Raw genomic sequence first — 18,670 nt, forward strand, 5'->3', positions numbered from 1 at the left:
CCCCCGCGCGGGTGGGCCGGTCAGCGGGTCAGTCGGCGCGGCGGGTGGCGGCGATGGCCAGGTCGACCAGGGCCTGCCGGGCCTCGGTGTCCAGGTCGACGGCGGCCAGCGCCGCCAGCGCGGTGTCGGTCAGCACCCCGATCCGCTGCTCCGTACGCGCCAGCGCCCCGCTGCCGTCGATCAGCTCGCGCAGCCGGGTGACCCCGGCCTCGTCCAGCCCGGGGTCGCCCAGCCCGCCGAGCAGCAGTTCCCGGCCCGCCCCGTCGGTCGTCTCCAGGGCCGCCGCCACCAGGTAGGTCCGCTTGCCCTCACGTAGGTCGTCACCGGCCGGCTTGCCGGTCTGGGCGGGATCGCCGAAGACCCCCAGCACGTCGTCGCGGAGCTGGAACGCCTCGCCCAGCGGCAGCCCGTACGCGGAGTACGCCGCCCGGACCTCCGCCGGCGCGTCGGCCAGCGCGGCGCCGAGCAGCAGCGGCCGTTCGACCGTGTACTTCGCCGACTTGTAGCGGGCGACCTTGCCGGCCCGCTCCACCGAGGTGTCCCCGGTGACCTGGGTCAGCACGTCGAGGTACTGGCCGACGGTGACCTCGGTGCGCATGGCGTCGAAGACCGGCCGGGCCCGGGCCACCGTGCGCGGGTCCAGCCCGGCGGAGTGCAGCAGGGCGTCGGACCAGACCAGGGACAGGTCGCCCAGCAGGATCGCCGCCGCGTCGCCGAAGCCGTCCGCGTCGCCGCCCCAGCCGGACGCCCGGTGCCGGGCGGCGAACCGCCGGTGCACCGCCGGCTCGCCGCGCCGGGTGTCGGAGCGGTCCATCAGGTCGTCGTGGATGAGCGCGCTGGCCTGCACGAACTCCAACGCGGCCAGGGCGGTGACCACCTGGTCGGTGTCCACCCCGCCGGCTCCCCGGAACCCCCAGTAGGCGAACGCCGGGCGCAGTCGCTTGCCGCCGCCGAGGACGAACGCCTCGATCGCCTCGGCGAGCGGAGCCAGGGCGTCGTCGACCCCGGCCATCCAGGCGCGCTGGCTCGCCAGGAACTCGGTCAGGGCCTTGTCGATCCGTTGGCGCAGCCCGGCGCGGTCGACGGGGGAAACAGGAGCAGCGTGGGTCACGCCACGACGCTAGCCGGTCGGGGTGGACCCCGTCGCGGCACCGGGGGGCCGACGCGCCGCACGCCACGTGGGAGCCTGCCGGCCTGCCGGCCCAGGTGGCGGCCCCGGCCGGGGCAGGTACGGAGCCGCCGCGGCGGCGAGCGCCCGGTACCGCCGGACGGCCGGCTCGTCGCCGTGCCCGGCCAGCCGCCGGCGTACGTCGGCCAGTTGGCCCAGCGCGCGGGGCGACCCGGCGCGGACCGCGTCGAGCAGCGCCTCGCCGGCCACCGCGCAGGCCCGCTCCACCTCGCCGAGTTGCAGGTAGCCCCGGGCCAGCCAGCCGCCGTAGATCGCGGAGGTGCGGGGGCCGCGCCGCCGGACGGCGTGCAGGGGCGCCTCGGCCGGGAGCGGTCGGCCCAGAGCGACCAGCGTGCGCCCGGTCATCGCCGCCAACTCCGGCCCGTCGAGCCAGTAGAGCCACGGTGGCTCCCGGCCCGGCTCCGGCGCGTCGGTCACCCGACGGGCCGCGTCGAGCGCCTGCCGGGCCGCCCCCGCCCGGCCACCGAGCGCCGCGGCCAGGGCCACCCGGTGCAGCAGCAGGGCACGCAGGCCGGGGCTGGCCGACCGCCGTGCCCCCGCGTACGCGGTGCGGGCCAGCACCAGCGCGCCCTCCGGGTCGCCGACGCCGGTGAGCAGGTGGCTGGCCGAGCCGAGCACGTGCCCGGCGAGCGACGGGTCGCCGGCCGTCGCGGCGGCGCGCAGTGCCAGCCGGTACGCGTCCAGGGCACCGGCGGCGTCCCCCGCGTCCGCGGCGAGCCAGCCGGCGAGCTGGGCGGACTCGGCCAGCTCGGGCAGCAGCCGGGGGCGTGCGGAGGGGGCGCACCCGGACAGCGCCCGCACCGCCCGTCCCAGCCGGTACGCCCCGAGCCCGGCCAGGTCGGCCCCGCCGACGAGGTCGTCGAGCCGGCGCAGCTCCGCCAGCCGTAGCGGCCCCGCGCCGTCGCCCCGGGCGGCGGGCCGGGCGGGTGTGCCGGGCAGCAGCACGGCGCGTGGGTCGGCGAGCCAGCGCTGGGCCAGGGCGAGCAGCGCCGCCCGGGGCCGGGACCCGCCGAAGGCCGGCGGCGGACCGAGACTGCGGGTGCGGGCCGCGGCGGTGGCCAGCAGGTCGGCCGGCACCGCGAGGACGACGGCGAGCCAGCCCAGCCAGAACTCGCCGGGGAGGCGCAGCTGCCGCTCCCACCGGGAGACCTCGTGCCGGCTGAGGGTCGGCACGCCGGACGCGGCGCAGAGCTCGGCCGCGACCCGCAGCTGGCTCCAACCCCGGGCCAGCCGGAGTTGGGCGAGCAGCGGCCCGAGCAGTTGCGGGCCGGGCGGCGGGGGCGGCGTCATCGGTCCTCCGGGACGGTGTCGGCGAGGCGGTGGCGCGGGCCCCGGAACGGGACCGGTGCGCCACCGGTGGATGCTGACCCCCGCGCGTGCCCCCGGCGGGTCGGCCTTCCGGCCGGGCCCACCCCGCGCAACCCCATGACTACTCCGGGGGTACGACGCTTTCCGGCCCCGGCGGGGCCGGCGGCCGTGCGGTCCGGCGTCCACCAGTGTGGGAAGGTCTCGGCCTGGAGGGCCCGGCCCGCTAGAGTCGGGGCGTGGCGCTCGGTCTTCCATCGGTCCTTCCCAATCCGCAGCCGGCGATCGGGGAGCTCATCCGTGACCGCCAGCCGACCTTCTCCTTCGAGTTCTTCCCGCCCAAGACCCCGCAGGGCGAGCGGCTGCTGTGGCAGGCGATCCGCGAGCTGGAGTCGCTGCGTCCGTCGTTCGTCTCGATCACCTACGGCGCGGGCGGGTCGACCCGCGACACCACCGTCGCGGTCACCGAGCGGATCGCCACCGAGACCACCCTGCTGCCGATGGCCCACCTGACCGCGGTCAACCACTCCGTGGCCGAGCTGCGCCACGTCATCGGCCGGCTCGCCGGGGTCGGGGTGCGCAACGTGCTCGCCGTGCGGGGCGACCCGCCGGGCGACCCGGGCGGCGACTGGGTGCGCCACCCCGAGGGCGTGCTCTACGCCGAGGACCTGGTCCGCCTGGTGCGCGACGCCGGCGACTTCAGCGTCGGGGTGGCGGCCTTCCCCTACAAGCACCCGCGTTCAACCGACGTCGACAGCGACACCGAGCACTTCGTGCGCAAGTGCCGGGCCGGCGCCGACTTCGCGATCACCCAGATGTTCTTCGACGCCGACGACTACCTGCGGCTGCGCGACCGGGTCGCCGCCACCGGCTGCGACACCCCGATCCTGGCCGGCGTGATGCCGGTGACCCAGATCGGCACGATCGAGCGCTCCACGCAGCTCTCGGGGGCACCCTTCCCGCCGGCCCTGGCCGAGCGGTTCGCGAAGGTCGCCGACGACCCGGAGGCGGTGCGCCGGCTCGGCGTCGAGCAGGCCAGCGAGATGTGTCGGCGGCTGCTCGACGAGGGCGTGCCGGGGATCCACTTCATCACCCTCAACCGCTCCACCGCCACCCGCGAGGTGTGGCAGAACCTCCAGGTCGACGCGCGGGTGTGACCCCGGTGCCGCGACACCTGAACGGCGGTGCGACGGTTGTTCCGTGGTGGGCACACAGCTGAACTGGGACGAGTACGCCACGGCCTGGGCACGGCTGCACGGGGGCTTCGACCCCCGGGCGGCGGCCCCCGTCGTCCGCGCCTGGCTGCGGTTCGCCTACTACGTCGGGTTCGTGCTGGGCCGGCTGCGGGTCGGCCCGACCCCGGTCACCGTGGTCGGCGTGCTGCTCTGCGCCTGCGTGCCGCTGTTCGCCGTACGGCCGCAGAACGGTCCCTTCCTCGCGGCGCTGTTCGTGCTGCTCGCCGCGGTGGCGGACAGCGTCGACGGCGCGGTGGCGGTGGCCACGAACCGGACCACCCGGCTCGGCTACGTCTACGACTCGCTGGCCGACCGGCTCGGCGAGGTCGCCTGGCTGGCCGCGTTCTGGCTGATCGGCGCGCCGGGGGCGCTCGTCGTGACCGCCGGCGCGCTCTCCTGGCTGCACGAGTACGTCCGCGCCCGGGCGGTCTCCGCCGGCATGCGGGAACTCGGCGCGGTAACCGTGGGGGAGCGTCCCACCCGGGTCTCGGTGGCCCTGGTCGGGCTGCTGCTGGCCGGGCTGACCGGGCTGATCGAGCCGGACCTGCCGGCCGGCACGATCACCATGGCGACCGCCGTCTGGGTGCTGTTGGCCGGGTTCGGCCTTGGCCAGCTGCTCTCCGCCGTCCGCCGCGCCCTGATCGACGCCGGCTGACCGCGCGCGGGCCCGTCCGAACGGCCTCTGACCGGGTGCCGTGGTGTCAGGAAGGTGCCCTTCCGCTACCTCAGGCGTTGACCAGTGCCCTTCCTTACCCGGCAGCCGGTGCTACCAGGCGGGGCCGATGTCGTCGGCGACGATCTGGGCGGAGAGGGTCACCATCGGCAGGCCGCCGCCGGGGTGGCTGGAGCCGCCGACCAGCCACAGCCCGTGCGCCGGCCCCCGGTTGGCCGGGCGCAGCAGGCCGCCGGCGGTGCCGTAGATCGATCCCCCGGGCGCGCCGGTCGCGTCGTCCAGGTCGGCCGGGGTGCGGACCTCCCGGAACACCAGCCGGTCCCGCACGTCGACGCCCCGCTCGGCCAGCACGTCGAGGACCCGGTCGGCGTACGCCTCGGCGAGGCCGGGCCGGCGCCAGTCGACGGCACCGGTGGCGGTGCCGTGCCGGGGTGCGTTGACCAGCACGAACCACGCCTCGTGGCCGGCCGGCCGGACCACCGGGTCGTTGGCCACGGTGACGAAGACGGTGGGATCGGCTGCCGGTCGGGCCCGCACGCCGCGCCCTGGGTGGCCGAAGACCGCGTCGAACTCGGCGTCGTAGTCGCCGGGGAAGAACACGTTGTGGTGGGCCAGCCCGGAGTCCCCGGTCAGGCCGAGCAGCAGCACGAAACCGGCCAGGCTGCGGTCGGTCAGCCCGGTCAGCCGGCGCGGGCTGGGCAGCAGGTCCCGGTAGAGGGTGAGCGCGTCGACGTTGGCCACCACCACGTCGGCGGGGACGGGGGCGGTGACGCCGCGCAGGCGTACGCCGTGCACCCGGCCGCCCGCGGCGTCGATCCGGGTGACCGTGGCGTCGGTCCGCACGACCACGCCGAGGTCCAGGCAGCGGGTGAGCAGCGCGTCGGCGAGCGTGCCCAGCCCGCCGCGCAGGTACCAGCCGCCGAAGGTCAGCTCGGCGTAGGGCACGGCGACCAGCGCGGCCGGCGCCCGGCGCGGGTCGGCGCCGGTGTAGGTGGCGTACCGGTCCAGCAGCATCCGCAGCCGGGGGTCGGAAAGGTGCCGTCGGCCCAGCCCGCGCAGCGTCCGGCCCGGCCCGATGGCGGCCAGGTCGCCCAGCCGCCAGGCCAGCGCGGCCAGGTCCTGCGGGGAGTCGATCGGGCGGCGCAGGATGTCCCGGTCCGAGGCCTGCCACACCCGCGCGGCCCGGCGCCACAGCCGCTGCCAGTCCGCGGCGGCCCGGTCGCCGAAGGCCGCGCCGATCCGGGCGGCGAACTCGGCCGGGTCGGCGCACGAGTCGAGGGCCGGGCCGCCGCCGGGGAAGACGTGCCGGACGATCGGGTCCACCGGCGTCAGGTCCAGGTACTCGTCGAGTTTCGCGCCGGTCGCCTCGAACAGGTCGTGGAAGACGTCGGGCAGGGTGAGCAGGCTCGGCCCGGTGTCGAAGTGGAACGCGCCCGCCGGCGTGTCGCGGACGTACCGGCCGAGCTTGCCGCCGACGGTGCCCGCGCGTTCGAGCACGGTGACCTGGTGCCCGGTGGCGGCCAACCGGGCGGCGGTGGCCAGCCCTCCCACCCCGGCGCCGACGACCACGATCCGCGCCATGCCGCGCCTCCCTAGGTGACGGGGCGGCCGCGCCAGGACAGGCGACGCCGCTTTCGCAGATGGTACGACCGCAGGGTCAGCCAACCGAGGACCACGACCGACACGGGGTGTGCCAGCGCGTCGGGCCACCACCGGCCCCCGGTCGCCCGGGCGCTGACCGCCCGTCCGGTGACCCCGAGCAGGTAGGCGGCGAGCGCCGCGGCGGCCACCGTCGGCGCGCCGACGGCCAGGGCGACGACCGCCAGCAGCGGGGGAGCGGTGTAGAGCAGGAGCAGCAGGGCCACCACGGCGGCCGCCGCCCCCGGGTTGCCGAAGGTCGCCCAGAGCGACTTCGAGTAGCCGTCGCGCAGCTGCGGCCAGTCCTCGTACATCCGGCAGGCGGCCAGCCGCGAGCCGTCGGCGAGGGCGATCCGGCCGCCGGCCCGCTTGACCGCGCGGGCCAGCTCGACGTCCTCCAGGACCTTCCCGGCCACCACGGCGTGCCCGCCGGCGGCCTCGTAGCCGGCCCGGTTCACCACCAGGAACTGCCCGCCGGCGGCGGCCAGCGACGGCCGCCGCGAGCGCTCCATCGCCCGCAGCGGCAGGAAGGTGAGCCACAGCCACTGCAACAGCGGCTGGACCAGCCGGTCGGCCACCGTCGCCACCAGGATCCGGGGGTACGGCGACAGCAGCGTCACCCGCGCGGCGCGCAGCTCGGTGACGGCCGCCGCGACCGCGTCCGGGGCGAGCACCACGTCGGCGTCGACGAAGACCAGCGCGGTCGCCGCGGGGTCGGCCCGGGTGGCCAGCTGCCAGCAGGCGTGCGGCTTGCCCAGCCAGCCCGGCGGCGGGGCGACCCCGTCGAGCAGGGTGACCCGGGGGTCGTCGCCGGCCACCGCGCGGACCACGTCCGCGGTGCCGTCGGTGGACCCGTCGTCGAGCACCACCACGCGCAGCCGGGGCACGCCCCGCTGGGCGAGCAGCGCGCGCAGGCACGGGGTGACCCGCGCGGCCTCGTCGCGCAGCGGCAGCAGCACCGCCACCGGCTCGGTGACCGGCGCCGGCCGCTCGGCCGGGCGGCGCAGCCAGCGGCCGGCGTTGAGCAGGGTGTGCGCGGTCAGCGCGGCCACGCCGAGCAGCAGCGCGAGGACGGCGGTCATGCCGTCGCGTCGACGCCGGGGCGCTGCGGCTGACGGGTCCCGTGCCGGTCGTCGCGGCGGGAGCGGATCAGCGTGACCGCCAGCGGCACGGCGGCCACCGACATGCCGACCGCGCCCCACAGGGCCGAGGCGGGCAGGTCGAGGAAGACCGCGTGGGCCAGCACGCTGGAGAAGTACGTCCACAGCCAGAGCGCGAACATCGGGCCGTCCCGCCCGTCGGTGGTGGCCACGGCGGGCCCGGCCAGCGGGCGCAGCGCGCTCATCATCAGCACGGCGAAGAGCAGCCAGCCCAGGTAGTTGCTCACCGGGATGCCGGGCAGGCCGGGCAGCGCGGGGGTGGCGTCCCGCCAGACCCAGTAGCCCTCGGCCACCATCTGCGGGTCGAGGAAGAGGTCCCAGGCGGCCAGCCCGACGGCGGCCAGCGCGATCCGCCGGACGGGGAACCGCCCGCCCCGGCGCCCCGGCCGGCCGCCGGAGTCGCCGCCGGTACGCGGGTCCCCGGCGTCGCCGCCGGTCAGCCGGGTGGCGGCCAGCCAGGCCGGCCAGGCCATCCAGGTCCAGGCCAGCGGGATGATCAGCGGCACCCCGGCCAGCTTCGGCCCCAGCTCGCCGGAGTAGTCGTAGCTGCCGAACGGGAAGCCGGTGGCCACGCCGAGCGCCTCGATGGCGAACCCGCCGACCGTGGCCACCGCGACCAGCGCCGCCGCCGTACGCGGGCCCCGGCTGAGCAGCGCGTGGCCGACCGAGAGCAGGTAGCCGAGCACGACGGTGGCGACGGTCAGCCGGGCCCTGGTCTCCCCGGTGGTCAGCGGGTAGCAGATCTGCGCCAGCACCAGCACGGCCAGCAGCGCCCAGGACAGCCGTCGGGTCATGGCACGGGCCGGCCGGGCGGGGTGGGTGTCGGCGGCTCCAGCGGCAGGTCCCGGCCGAGCACGCCGAACGGGCGCTCGTCGCCGGGGAAGTGGAAGTCGCGCAGGACGTCGGCGAAGCCGAACCGGCGGTACAGCCGCCAGGCCCGGGACCGCTGCTCGTCGGCCTCGGGGGTGGAGAGCAGCGTGGTCGTCCCCTCCGCCAGGCTGAGCAGGGCCCGCAGCTGCCGCGCGCCCAGGCCGTGCCCCTGCGCGGGCGGGCGGACGTGCAGCTCCACCACCTCGAAGCAGTGGGTCAGCCAGCGTTGCCGGGTCGGGGCGTCCAGTGCCCGCCAGACCTGGTCGTGCCACCACTGCCCGGAGCCGCCCAGGTAGCCGTAGCCGAAGCCGGCCAGGTGGCCCTCGCTGGTCAGGCTGGCGACGGCGCGGAAGCCGGGCCGGCGTACGTGGGTGGCGATGTAGCCGCGTCGGGACTCCAGCAGCTCAGGGCGGTAGCCCATCGCCTCGCCGTAGACGGCCACCACGTCGTCCAGCCGTCGGACGAGATCGTCCGGCGTCCACCGCACCAACCTCATGCCCGTACACCCTCCGCCGCTCCCGGATCGCCGTCCGCGACCCACCCCAGCACCGCCCGGTCACCCACCACGTCGCGCACCTCGAACCGCGCGAAGAGTTCCTCCGCGTACCACCCCTCGGTGGGGGTCCGCATGATCGCCGCCCGGTGCTCCGGGTGACGGTACGCGAACGCCACGAGGTCCGCCGGGTCGCGCCACACGCTCACCGTGCCCTGCCAGCCCAGCGGGGCCTCGCCGACGCCGAAGCGGGCCAGCAGGCCGGGCGCGGCGTGCAGCGCGGCGGCCACCGGTGGGATCGCCCGCCAGAAGGTGGCCGCCCGACGGGGCCGCAGCCGGGCCCGGGTCAGCGCCAGCACCGGGCCGGAGACCCGGCCGCCGGGCGGCTCCCCGAACGGCCGGCGCCCCGACCATTCGCCCCGGCTGCTCAGCGGGCGCAGGTCGACCCGGACGGACGCGCGGGCGATCCGCGCCCAGGCGCGTCCCACTGGCGAGCCGTCGAAGCCGGCCGCGGCGGCGGGGGAGTCCCACACGGTCAGCGCCGCCCACCGGGTGAGGTCGGCGTCGCCCGGCCCGAAGCCGGTGCCGGTCCCGGTGCCGAGCAGCTTGCCGAACCGCACGCCGGGCACGGCCCGCAGCCGGCGGGGGTCGACCGCCATCCGGGTCAACGCCCGGGGCAGCGCGGCGCGGGAGGTGCGCCACACGTGCAGGGTGACCAGCTCCGGGACGTCGGCCCCCACGGTTCGCGCGCTGCTCAGCCCCATGGTTCGCTCGCTCACGCCACCGCCTCGCTCCGCTCCACGGCGGCGCGAGGCGCCACGCTGCTGAGCCCCATGGTTTGCTCGCTCCGCTCGCTCACGCCACCCCGGTCGGGACGCCGCCGGTGACCCGCAGCAGCTCCTGGTACGTGGTGGGGAAGACCGCCTGGGGCACGCCGCCGGCCGCCCAGATCTCGTCGTACGACTCCAGGGCGGTGTCCACCAGGGTGCGTAACGGGCGCGGGTGGCCGACCGGGGCGACCCCGCCGATCACCTGCCCGGTGTGCGCGCGGACGAACTCCGGGGTGGCCCGGCGCAGCCGGCCGACCCCGATGGACGCGGCCAGGCCGGCGGTGTCCACCCGGTGCGCGCCGGAGGTGAGCACCAGCAGCGGCGCGCCGTCCGCCTCGAAGACGAGCGAGTTGGCGATCTGGCCGACCGCGGCGCCGAGCGACTCGGCGGCGGCAGCGGCGGTGTGGACCGCGTCGGGCAGCAGGCGGACGAGGCTCGGCACGCCGGACCCGTCCCGGGCGCCCGCGGCGTCGAGCACGTCCTGCACCGCCCGCACGTTCGGGTGTGGCTGCATGTCGACCATTCTTCCCGGTACGCCGGTCGGCGGCTCAGCCGGCCGTGCCGGGCCCCGACCGGGCGGGGCGGGGCGACGTCCGGCCGGCTCCGGGCGGGACGGTGGCGGCGTCGGGGGCGGGCGGCCCTGTGTCCTGGGCGGGCGGCACGGCGTCCTGGGCGGGCGGAGCGGTGTCCGGGGTGGGCGGAGCGGTGGCCCGGGCCGGGGCGACCCGGGCCGTCTCGGCCAGCGCGACGCCCACCAGCACCAGGAGCCCGCCGGTGAGCTGGGCGGTGTTGAGGGCCTCACCGGGGCCGATGACGACCCAGGCGACCGCCGAGGCGAGCACCGGCTCGGCCATGCCGATGATCCCGACGCTGGTCGCGGGCAGGTGCCGCATCGCCCCGGCCACCAGCAGGTACGGCGCGATCGAGCCGAGCACCACCGCGTACGCGCAGAGCAGCGCCACGGGCACGCCCCCCTCGGTGTCGGCGGCCAGCGGCTCCCAGCCGCCGGTGCCCACGGTGACCGCGCGGGTGAGCAGGCCCGCCACGGCGGAGGCGCCGAACGCCCAGGTGCACAGCGACAACGTGTCCCGGCGCGCCGCTCCGTGTGCGCCGAGCACGTAGTAGGCGGCGAGGAAGACCGCGGCGCCGAGACCGGCGAGCACGCCGAGGCCGTCCAGCTTCAGTTCGCCCCACACCTCGGCCACGCAGCCGAGACCGACCAGGCACAACGCCAGACCGGCCCAGAGCCGCGGGCGCACCCGGTGGCGCTGACCGAACCGGGCCCAGAGGGCGACCAGCAGCGGGGCGGTGTACTCGAACAGCAGCCCGATCCCGACCGGCAGCCGGGAGATGGCGACGAAGTAGAGCATCGGTACGGCGAAGAACCCGGCCAGCCCGTACCCGATCAGCAGCGGCAGTTGGCCGGGGGTGGCCCGGAGCCGGCGGGCCCCCGGACGCAGCAGCACGCTCAGCACCAGCAGCCCGGTGACGGCGCCGGCGGCGCGCAGCAGGGTGAGCTGCGGGGCGTCCAGGCCGGCGCGGAGCACCAGCTTGGAGACGGTGCCGTTGACGGCGAAGAGCCCGGCCGAGGCGAGCACCATGGCGACCCCGAGGACGGGGCGGGGGGTTGTCACGAGCGGAGGCTACCGCCGCGGTCCCCTGCCGGCGTCCAGCACAGCTGCGGCGGCGGACGCCGGGGCCGACACCTGCCGGGACGTCGACCGAGGTCCGCGCGTCACACGTTGCATTTTCGTCGGAGGGAGGGTGTACTGTCAGCAGCAGTTAGAACGAGTGTTCGATTGCCTCGAACGCCCGTTCCAACCATCCGGGGCGGTGTTTCGCGGCGCGGCTCCGGGCGGTGCGGCTCCGCGGGCCGCACCTGGGTCCCGGGCAGTCGCGAGTCCGGGCCCGTCAGGCAGGAGCGTCGCCCGCCGCCCACGACCCCCGGGCGGCGGGCGACGAACCCGCCGGTAACGCCGGCCGGGTGTGGTGTGGGGAAGCGTCCACACCCGGCCGGCCACCCCACCGGTGCGTCTTCCTCCGCACCACTCGACCCGGCGTCCCGCCGGCGGCCCAGGGCCGTCTCCGGGACGGCGCCTCGGCCACGTGGAGGAGACAGTCCCATGCCGACCAACCCGGCTCAGGCACCGACGGTGCCGGCGCACGTGCTGCCGCACCGCACCCCCGCCCAGCTTCTCGCGGTGGCCCGGCGCGGGCTGGCCGAGGCCGCCCAGACCCGTCCCGACGGCCTCCGCTACGCCGCCGCCCATCTGGCCGCGCTCCGCGCGGCCGCGGCCGTGCTTGCCGCCCGGGCGCGTCCCGCCCCCACCCGACGCCACCGGGTGACCAGCGTCTGGATCCTGCTCTCCGGTGTCGCCCCCGAGCTCGACGAGTGGGCCCGGTTCTTCGCCCTCGGCGCCGGCAAGCGGGCCGCCGCCGAGGCCGGCATCCCACGGGTCGTGACCGCCCGGGAGGCCGACGACCTGCTGCGCTCCGCCGAGCAGTTCGTCACGGTCGTGGAGGCCGCGCTCGGCGTGGCCCACCAACCGGCACTCGACGGCCTCGCGGCCTGACCCGGGCACCCGGCCAGCCGACGGCGACCGGGTGCCCCGGCGCGGCACGCGCACGTCTGATCCGACAGCACGACGGGGGGTAGGTCCGATGGCGGGCCGGATGGTGGTCGGTTCCGCCGCACTGGCCGGTCTGGTGCGCCCGGCGAGCGCGCCGGACCCGGCGACCGGCCACCGGCTGTTGCCGGTGGCCCCCGAACTGACCGGGCTGCTGCCCAACCGGGGACTGCGACGGGGCAGCACGATTGCGGTGGCCACCGGCCAGCCCCGGCGCAGCGGCGGCACCTCGCTGGTCCTGGCGCTGCTCGCCGAGGCGTCCCGGGCCGGCTCGTGGTGCGCCGTGGTCGGGGTCCCGACGTTCGGGGCGGGCGCCGCCGCCGAGTTGGGCATCGCCCTGGACCGGCTCGCCCTGGTGCCCCACCCGGGCCCGGAGTGGGCCACCGTCATCGCCGCGCTGATCGACGGGGTGGACGTCGTGGTCGCCGCCGTGCCGACGACGGTCTCCGCCTCGGTCGCCAACCGGCTGGCCGCCCGGGCCCGGCAGCGCGGCAGCGTCCTCGTCCCGTACGGGCGGTGGGACGGCGCGGACGTGACCCTCCAGGTGGTCCGGGGCGCCTGGGAGGGGCTCGGGCAGGGGCGGGGCCGGCTGCGACGCCGCGAGGTCACCGTCTCCGCGCGGGGCCGCGGGGCCGCCGCCCGCCCCAAGGAGATCAAGGTCTGGCTGCCCGGGGACGGGCTCACCCGGGTCATTCCCCGCTCCGCTCCCGCCGCCGCCGTCTCCGCCACCGGCCGGTCGACCGCCGGCCGGCTCCGCCAGGTCGGCCCGGCCGTCGCCTCCACGCCCACCGCCCCGGCCCGTCGCGCCGCGCTCACCCTGGTCGGTCCGACGTGACCGCCGCGCTCACCCTGGCCGGTCCGACGTGACCGCCGCGCCCGTGCGGACCCTGCTGCTCTGGTGCCCGGACTGGCCGGTGCTCGCCGCGGAGATCGTCGACGGGGTGCCGGCCACCGACCCGGTCGCCGTGCTGCACGCCAACCGGGTGGTCGCCTGCTCCGAGCGGGCCCGCGCCGAAGGGGTGCGCCGAGGGCTGCGCAAACGTGAGGCCCAGGGCCGATGCCCCCAGCTCACCGCCGTCGAGTACGACCCCGGGCGGGACGCCCGGGCGTTCGAACCGGTGGTCGCCGCCGTTGAGGAACTGGTCGCCGGCGTCGAGGTGGTACGCCCCGGCGCGTGCGCGGTGGCGGCCCGGGGGCCGAGCCGCTACCTCGGGGGCGAGGAGGTGGCCGCCGAGCGGATCGTCGAGCACGTCGCCCAGGCCTGCGCGGTGGAGAGCCAGGTCGGCATCGCCGACGGGGTCTTCGCCGCCGGGCTGGCCGCCCGCGACGGACGGGTCGTTCCGCCCGGCGGGACACCGGGGTTCCTCGCCGACCTGCCGGTCGAGGCGCTCGGCCGCCCGGCCCTGGCCGACCTGCTGCGCCGGCTCGGCGTACGCACCCTGGGCGACTTCGCCGCGCTGCCCGCCGGCGACGTGCTGGCCCGGTTCGGCTTCGACGGTGCGTTGGCACACCGGCTGGCGGCCGGGCGGGACCACCGTCCACTCGCAGTCCGGCAACCCCCGGTCGACCTCGCGGTCACCGCCGACCACGACGAGCCGCTCGACCGGGTCGACGCGGCGGCCTTCGCCGCCCGGGCACTGGCCGAACGGCTGCACGACCGGCTCGCCGCGCACGGGCTGGCCTGCACCCGTCTCGGCATCGAGGCGGTCACCGCGCACGGCCAGGAACTGCACCGGGTCTGGCGGCACGACGGGCTGCTCACCGCCGCGGCCATCGCCGACCGGGTGCGCTGGCAACTCGACGGCTGGCTGTCCGGCAGCACCGGCCGGGCCGGCACCCGCCCGACCCGCCCGACGGCGGGCATCATCCGGCTGCGGCTGGTCCCGGACGGGGTGGTCGCACAGGCCGGCCTGCAACCCGGCCTGTGGGGGGAGACCGGCGAGGAGCGGGAGCGGGCGCATCGGGCGTTGAGCCGGGTGCAGGGCATCCTCGGCCCCGAGGCGGTGGTCACCGCAGTGCTCGGCGGCGGGCGCTCACCGGCCGACCAGGTGCGCCTGGTGCCGTGGGGCGACGAACGCCTTCCGGCCCGGCCCGTCCCGCCGCCGTGGCCGGGCCGCCTGCCGCCACCAGCACCGGCCGTGGTGCTGCCCGACCCGCTCGCCGCGGTCGTGCACGACGCCGCCGGCACACCGGTCGAGGTCAGCGCGCGGCTCCAGGTCAGCGCCGAGCCGGCCCGGCTGACCGTGGGCGCCGCCCGGCCGGTCGAGATCGTCGGCTGGGCCGGCCCCTGGCCGGTCGACGAGCGCTGGTGGGCGCCGTCCGAGGCCCGCCGCCGGGCCCGGTTCCAGGTCTGCCTGGCCGACGGTACGGCCCTGCTGCTCGCCGTCGAGGCCGGGCGGTGGCTGGTGGAGGCGATCTATGACTGAGCGCCTGCCCGCGGTCATCGACCGGCCCCCGCCCCGCCCTCACCGCCCCGCTCGCCCCGACGCCCTGCCAACGGGGCGGCTCGGCAGGCGTGGAGTCTTGCCGGCGGCTCGGTCCGGGCGTGTTGAACCCCTGCCGACGGGTCGCCCCGACGCTCTGCCGACGGGTCGGCTCGGCCTGGGAGGAGCCTCGCCTGCGGCCCGGTCTGCGCGGGGCGGAGCCCTGCCGGCGGCTCAGCTCGGCAGGGGTGGAGTCTTGCTGGCGGCTCGGTCCGGGCGTGTTGAGCCCCTGCCGGCGGCTCGGCCCGGCCGGTCCGATGCCCTGCCGGAGGGTCGGTTCGGCCAGCGTGAGGCTTCGCCAGCCGTCCCGCCGACGCTGTCGAGTTGCCCCGTTGACGGGACCGCCGGACGCAGGCTCTCGGATCTTGGTGAGTTTCGGCCCCTCCAGGGGCTCAAACTCGCCAAGATTTCTTCGGCTGCCCGCCCGGAGGGGCTCTGATGAGCTTCCACAACCCGAAGCTGCCCTGGTCGGAGTTGGAGCGTGTGCTCTCCGGTCGGGAATCCGGCACTGGCCGATCGGGCGCGGGTCGGCCGGGTGCGGGCGGGACGGGTGTGGGCCGGCCGGGCGCGGGGGCGTCGGGCGAGGATCGGTCGGGTGCGGGTGCGGGTGCGGGTGCGGGGCGGCCGGGTGCGGGGCGGCCGGGCGTGGCTGCGGGGGCGACGAACGAGGATCGGCCAGGTGCGGGTCGGTCGGGTGCGGGGCGGACGGGTACGGGCCGAGCGGGTGCGGGCCGGCCGGAGGCGGAACGAGGGGGTGCGGGCGGGCCGAGGGAGGGGCGGGCCGGGGAGAGCAGCCGGGTGCGCGACGAGCGGCACCTGCACGTGGTCGACCCGTTGGCCGTGGACGCCGACGGCGGCGACTCTCCCGCCTGGAGCCGCAGGCGGGAGCACTACCAGCCGCCCGAGGTGGCCCGCCCCGACGACGCGGTGCCGTACGCCGAGTTGCACGCGCACACCAACTTCAGTTTCCTCGACGGTGCCAGCCACCCGGAGGAACTGGCCGAGGAGGCGGCCCGGCTGGGCCTCACCGCGCTCGCCGTCACCGACCATGACGGCTTCTACGGGGTGGTGCGCTTCGCCGAGGCGGCCCGCGCGCTGCACCTGCCGACGATCTTCGGCGCCGAACTCTCCCTGGACCTGCCCGGCCCGCAGAACGGCGAGCCCGACCCGCTCGGGCGGCACCTGCTGCTGCTCGCCCACGGCCACGAGGGGTACGCCCGGCTCGCCTCGACCATCGCCCGCGCCCAGCTGCGCGGCGGGGAGAAGGGCCGCCCGGTCTACGGCGAGCTGGAGGAGATCGCCGCCGAGTTGCGCGACCACGTGCTGGTGCTCACCGGCTGCCGCAAGGGGCACGTGCCGTCGGCGCTGCTCACCGAGGGGATGGACGCGGCGGCCCGCGAGCTGGACCGGCTGACCGCCCTGTTCGGTGCGGAGACGGTGGCGGTGGAGCTGACCGACCACGGGCACCCGGTGGACGCCGACCGCAACGACGCGCTCGCCCAGCTGGCGGCGGCGGCCGGCCTGCCCACGGTGGCCACCAACAACGTGCACTACGCCACCCCGGGCCGGCGGCGGCTGGCCACCACCGTCGCGGCCGTCCGGGCCCGGCGCAGCCTGGACGAGATCGACGGCTGGCTGCCCGCGGCCGGCACCGCCCACCTGAGAAGCGGCGCCGAGATGGCGGCCCGGTTCGCCGCGTACCCGGGTGCGGTGGCCCGGGCCGCCGAGTTCGGGGCCGAGCTCGCCTTCGACCTCCAGCTCGTCGCGCCGCGGTTGCCGGCGTACCCGGTGCCGCCGGGGCACACCGAGATGAGCTGGCTGCGCCACCTGACCCACGCCGGCGCCCGCGAGCGCTACGGCCCGCCCGAGGCGCACCCCAGGGCGTACGCGCAGCTCGACCACGAGCTGAACATGATCGAGGAGCTGGGCTTCCCCGGCTACTTCCTGGTGGTCTACGACATCGTCACGTTCTGCCGCGAGCAGGACATCTACTGCCAGGGGCGGGGCTCGGCGGCCAACTCGGCGGTCTGCTACGCGCTGCGGATCACCAACGTGGACGCCGTCCGGCACCGGCTGCTCTTCGAGCGCTTCCTCGCCCCGGAGCGCGACGGCCCGCCCGACATCGACGTGGACATCGAGTCCGACCGCCGGGAGGAGGTGATCCAGCACGTCTACGCCCGGTACGGCCGGGAGCACGCCGCGCAGGTGGCCAACGTCATCTCCTACCGGCCCCGCTCGGCGGTGCGGGACGTGGCCAAGGCGTTCGGGTTCTCGCCTGGCCAACAGGACGCCTGGAGCAAGCAGATCGACCGCTGGGGCTCCGTGGCCCCGGTCGACGTGGCGGACATCCCCGAGCAGGTGGTCGCGTACGCCAACGAGTTGCAGACGTTTCCCCGGCACCTGGGCATCCACTCCGGCGGCATGGTGATCTGCGACCGGCCGGTGATCGAGGTGTGTCCGGTGGAGTGGGGGCGGATGCCGGGCCGCAGCGTGCTCCAGTGGGACAAGGACGACTGCGCCGCCGTCGGCCTGGTCAAGTTCGACCTGCTCGGGCTCGGCATGCTCTCCGCGCTGCACTACGGCTACGACATGATCGGGATGAGCCTGGACCTCGGGGACATGACGCTGGACGACCCCGAGGTCTACGACATGCTCTGCCGGGCCGACTCGGTCGGGGTGTTCCAGGTGGAGAGCCGCGCGCAGATGGCCACCCTGCCCCGGCTGAAGCCCCGCGAGTTCTACGACCTGGTGGTCGAGGTGGCGCTGATCCGGCCCGGCCCGATCCAGGGCGGCTCGGTGCACCCGTACATCCGGCGCAAGAACGGCCAGGAGCCGGTGACCTACCCGCACCCGCTGATGCGCAACGCGCTGGAGAAGACCCTCGGCGTACCGCTGTTCCAGGAGCAGTTGATGCAGCTCGCCATCGACCTGGCCGGCTTCGACGCGGCGGGGGCCGACCAGCTGCGCCGGGCGATGGGCGCCAAGCGCTCCGCCGAGCGGATGGCCCGCATCGCCGACCGGCTCTACGCGGGCATGGCCGAGCGGGGCATCACCGGCGAGCTGGCCGACGACGTCTTCCACAAGCTCTCCGCGTTCGCCAGCTACGGCTTCCCGGAGAGCCACGCGATGAGCTTCGCCTACCTGGTCTACGCCAGCTCCTGGCTCAAGCGCTACCACCCGGGGCCGTTCCTGGCCGCGCTGCTCAACGCCCAGCCGATGGGCTTCTACTCGCCGCAGACGCTTGTCGACGACGCCCGCCGGCACGGGGTGGAGGTGCGTCGGCCGGACATCAACGCCAGCGGCGCGCTGGCGGTGCTGGAGTCCACCCCGCGGACCCGGTGGGGCAGCGCGCCGGGGGAGCCGCCGCACGCCTGGGGGCTGGACGGGCCCGCCGTCCGGCTCGGGCTCTCCGGCGTGCGTACCCTCGGCGACGGGGTGGCCGAGCGGATCGAGGCGGAGCGGGCGGCGCGCGGGCCGTACCGCGACATGCCGGACCTGGCCCGGCGCGTGGGTCTCACCGCCGCGCAGCTGGAGGCGCTGGCCACCGCGGACGCCTTCGCCTGTTTCGGGCTGTCCCGGCGGCAGGCCCTCTGGGCCGCCGGCGCGGCGGCCCAGGACCGGCCGGGCCGGCTGCCGGGCACGGTGACCGGCGCGACCGCGCCCACCCTGCCCGGGATGGAGGCGGTGGAACGGCTGGTCGCCGACGTCTGGGCGACCGGGTTGTCGCCGGAGAGCCACCCGGCGAGCTTCATCCGCCCCCGGCTCGACGCGCTCGGCGCGGTGCCGATCGCCCGGCTCGGCGGGGTGGAGCCGGGGCGACGCATCCGGGTCGGCGGGATCGTCACCCACCGGCAGCGGCCCGCGACCGCCGGCGGGGTCACCTTCCTCAACCTGGAGGACGAGACGGGGATGCTCAACGTCACCTGCTCCCCGGGCCTGTGGCAGCGCTACCGGCGGGTGGCCCGCACGAGCGCCGCGCTGGTGGTGCGGGGGCGGTTGCAGCGGCACGAGGGAGTGATCAACCTCACCGCCGACCGGCTGGACGCCATCGAGCCCCCGGTCAGTCCGCCCTCGCGCGACTTCCGCTGACGGCAGTGATCCACATTACGGTTTTCCGCGCCGGATGGAGGGACACTCCAGCTCGCGTGGGCAGAGTGGCCCGCGCGA

Annotated in this window: 15 protein-coding genes; 6 read left to right on the forward strand and 9 right to left on the reverse strand. The window is 76.9% G+C overall.

Going from position 1 to position 18,670, the window contains the following annotated elements; genetic code table 11:
- Positions 1-28 precede the first annotated feature (28 nt).
- Positions 29-1,111, reverse strand: coding sequence for a polyprenyl synthetase family protein (locus ABZ573_RS07765; RefSeq protein WP_327029146.1), 1,083 nt, complete (start codon positions 1,109-1,111; stop codon positions 29-31).
- A gap of 9 nt (positions 1,112-1,120) precedes the next feature.
- A complete protein-coding gene (locus ABZ573_RS07770) occupies positions 1,121-2,479 on the reverse strand; it encodes a transcriptional regulator (protein WP_358116580.1) in 1,359 nt (452 codons plus the stop codon).
- A 254-nt stretch (positions 2,480-2,733) separates the two neighbouring features.
- On the opposite strand from ABZ573_RS07770, the gene metF reads away from it, so the two are divergent.
- Positions 2,734-3,651: a methylenetetrahydrofolate reductase [NAD(P)H] gene (gene metF / locus ABZ573_RS07775; protein WP_151457013.1), complete on the forward strand. Its 918-nt coding sequence runs from the start codon at positions 2,734-2,736 to the stop codon at positions 3,649-3,651.
- Positions 3,652-3,694: 43 nt separating this feature from the next.
- Positions 3,695-4,384: a CDP-alcohol phosphatidyltransferase family protein gene (locus tag ABZ573_RS07780; RefSeq protein ID WP_358116583.1), complete on the forward strand. Its 690-nt coding sequence runs from the start codon at positions 3,695-3,697 to the stop codon at positions 4,382-4,384.
- Positions 4,385-4,495: 111 nt separating this feature from the next.
- Here ABZ573_RS07780 and crtI read toward each other — a convergent pair whose 3' ends face one another.
- The 7 genes from crtI to ABZ573_RS07815 all read right to left on the reverse strand — a co-directional run bounded on the left by crtI (position 4,496) and on the right by ABZ573_RS07815 (position 11,027).
- Positions 4,496-5,983 (reverse strand): phytoene desaturase family protein, encoded by a 1,488-nt coding sequence (crtI, locus tag ABZ573_RS07785; protein ID WP_358116585.1) that lies wholly within the window; start codon positions 5,981-5,983, stop codon positions 4,496-4,498.
- A gap of 11 nt (positions 5,984-5,994) precedes the next feature.
- Positions 5,995-7,122 carry a glycosyltransferase family 2 protein gene (locus ABZ573_RS07790; RefSeq protein WP_358116587.1) on the reverse strand — a complete coding sequence of 376 codons (1,128 nt, stop codon included), beginning with the start codon at positions 7,120-7,122 and terminating at the stop codon, positions 5,995-5,997.
- Positions 7,119-7,994 (reverse strand): carotenoid biosynthesis protein, encoded by an 876-nt coding sequence (locus tag ABZ573_RS07795; protein ID WP_358116589.1) that lies wholly within the window; start codon positions 7,992-7,994, stop codon positions 7,119-7,121. Before ABZ573_RS07795 ends, ABZ573_RS07790 begins: the two co-directional genes overlap by 4 nt.
- The gene (locus tag ABZ573_RS07800; protein ID WP_132236245.1) at positions 7,991-8,566 is read right to left on the reverse strand and encodes a GNAT family N-acetyltransferase; all 576 of its coding nucleotides are present in this window, start codon (positions 8,564-8,566) and stop codon (positions 7,991-7,993) included. Before ABZ573_RS07800 ends, ABZ573_RS07795 begins: the two co-directional genes overlap by 4 nt.
- On the reverse strand, positions 8,563-9,327 hold the full coding sequence (locus tag ABZ573_RS07805; RefSeq protein WP_358116776.1) for a monooxygenase: 765 nt from the start codon (positions 9,325-9,327) through the stop codon (positions 8,563-8,565). The genes ABZ573_RS07800 and ABZ573_RS07805 overlap by 4 nt, the downstream gene beginning before the upstream one ends.
- A gap of 91 nt (positions 9,328-9,418) precedes the next feature.
- Complete coding sequence (locus tag ABZ573_RS07810) at positions 9,419-9,907, reverse strand: YbaK/EbsC family protein (RefSeq protein WP_358116592.1); 489 nt, start codon at positions 9,905-9,907, stop codon at positions 9,419-9,421.
- 34 nt (positions 9,908-9,941) lie between these two features.
- Positions 9,942-11,027, reverse strand: a complete 1,086-nt coding sequence (locus ABZ573_RS07815; protein WP_358116595.1) for an EamA family transporter — start codon at positions 11,025-11,027, stop codon at positions 9,942-9,944.
- Between the two features lie 489 nt (positions 11,028-11,516).
- On the opposite strand from ABZ573_RS07815, the gene ABZ573_RS07820 reads away from it, so the two are divergent.
- The 4 genes from ABZ573_RS07820 (at position 11,517) to ABZ573_RS07835 (ending at position 18,592) form a co-directional block, all read left to right on the forward strand.
- Positions 11,517-11,966 carry an SAV_6107 family HEPN domain-containing protein gene (locus tag ABZ573_RS07820; RefSeq protein ID WP_132236251.1) on the forward strand — a complete coding sequence of 150 codons (450 nt, stop codon included), beginning with the start codon at positions 11,517-11,519 and terminating at the stop codon, positions 11,964-11,966.
- An 88-nt stretch (positions 11,967-12,054) separates the two neighbouring features.
- Positions 12,055-12,855 (forward strand): hypothetical protein, encoded by an 801-nt coding sequence (locus ABZ573_RS07825; protein ID WP_358116598.1) that lies wholly within the window; start codon positions 12,055-12,057, stop codon positions 12,853-12,855.
- Between the two features lie 28 nt (positions 12,856-12,883).
- Positions 12,884-14,446, forward strand: a complete 1,563-nt coding sequence (locus ABZ573_RS07830; RefSeq protein ID WP_327029139.1) for a DNA polymerase Y family protein — start codon at positions 12,884-12,886, stop codon at positions 14,444-14,446.
- Between the two features lie 855 nt (positions 14,447-15,301).
- Entirely contained in the window at positions 15,302-18,592 is a 3,291-nt protein-coding gene (locus ABZ573_RS07835; RefSeq protein ID WP_358116601.1) for an error-prone DNA polymerase, read from the forward strand.
- Positions 18,593-18,670 lie beyond the last annotated feature (78 nt).

The organism is Micromonospora sp. NPDC007220 (genome assembly GCF_040634035.1).
Lineage (GTDB): Bacteria > Actinomycetota > Actinomycetes > Mycobacteriales > Micromonosporaceae > Micromonospora > Micromonospora reichwaldensis.

What these genes read in the sequence shown, in the direction of transcription:
- crtI (WP_358116585.1), bottom strand. Translation starts at nt 5,983, where the DNA reads ATGGCGCGGATCGTGGTCGTCGGCGCCGGGGTGGGAGGGCTGGCCACC.
- ABZ573_RS07805 (WP_358116776.1), bottom strand. Translation starts at nt 9,327, where the DNA reads ATGGGGCTGAGCAGCGCGCGAACCGTGGGGGCCGACGTCCCGGAGCTG.
- ABZ573_RS07790 (WP_358116587.1), bottom strand. Translation starts at nt 7,122, where the DNA reads ATGACCGCCGTCCTCGCGCTGCTGCTCGGCGTGGCCGCGCTGACCGCG.
- ABZ573_RS07825 (WP_358116598.1), top strand. Translation starts at nt 12,055, where the DNA reads ATGGCGGGCCGGATGGTGGTCGGTTCCGCCGCACTGGCCGGTCTGGTG.
- ABZ573_RS07795 (WP_358116589.1), bottom strand. Translation starts at nt 7,994, where the DNA reads ATGACCCGACGGCTGTCCTGGGCGCTGCTGGCCGTGCTGGTGCTGGCG.
- ABZ573_RS07800 (WP_132236245.1), bottom strand. Translation starts at nt 8,566, where the DNA reads ATGAGGTTGGTGCGGTGGACGCCGGACGATCTCGTCCGACGGCTGGAC.
- ABZ573_RS07820 (WP_132236251.1), top strand. Translation starts at nt 11,517, where the DNA reads ATGCCGACCAACCCGGCTCAGGCACCGACGGTGCCGGCGCACGTGCTG.
- ABZ573_RS07810 (WP_358116592.1), bottom strand. Translation starts at nt 9,907, where the DNA reads ATGCAGCCACACCCGAACGTGCGGGCGGTGCAGGACGTGCTCGACGCC.
- ABZ573_RS07770 (WP_358116580.1), bottom strand. Translation starts at nt 2,479, where the DNA reads ATGACGCCGCCCCCGCCGCCCGGCCCGCAACTGCTCGGGCCGCTGCTC.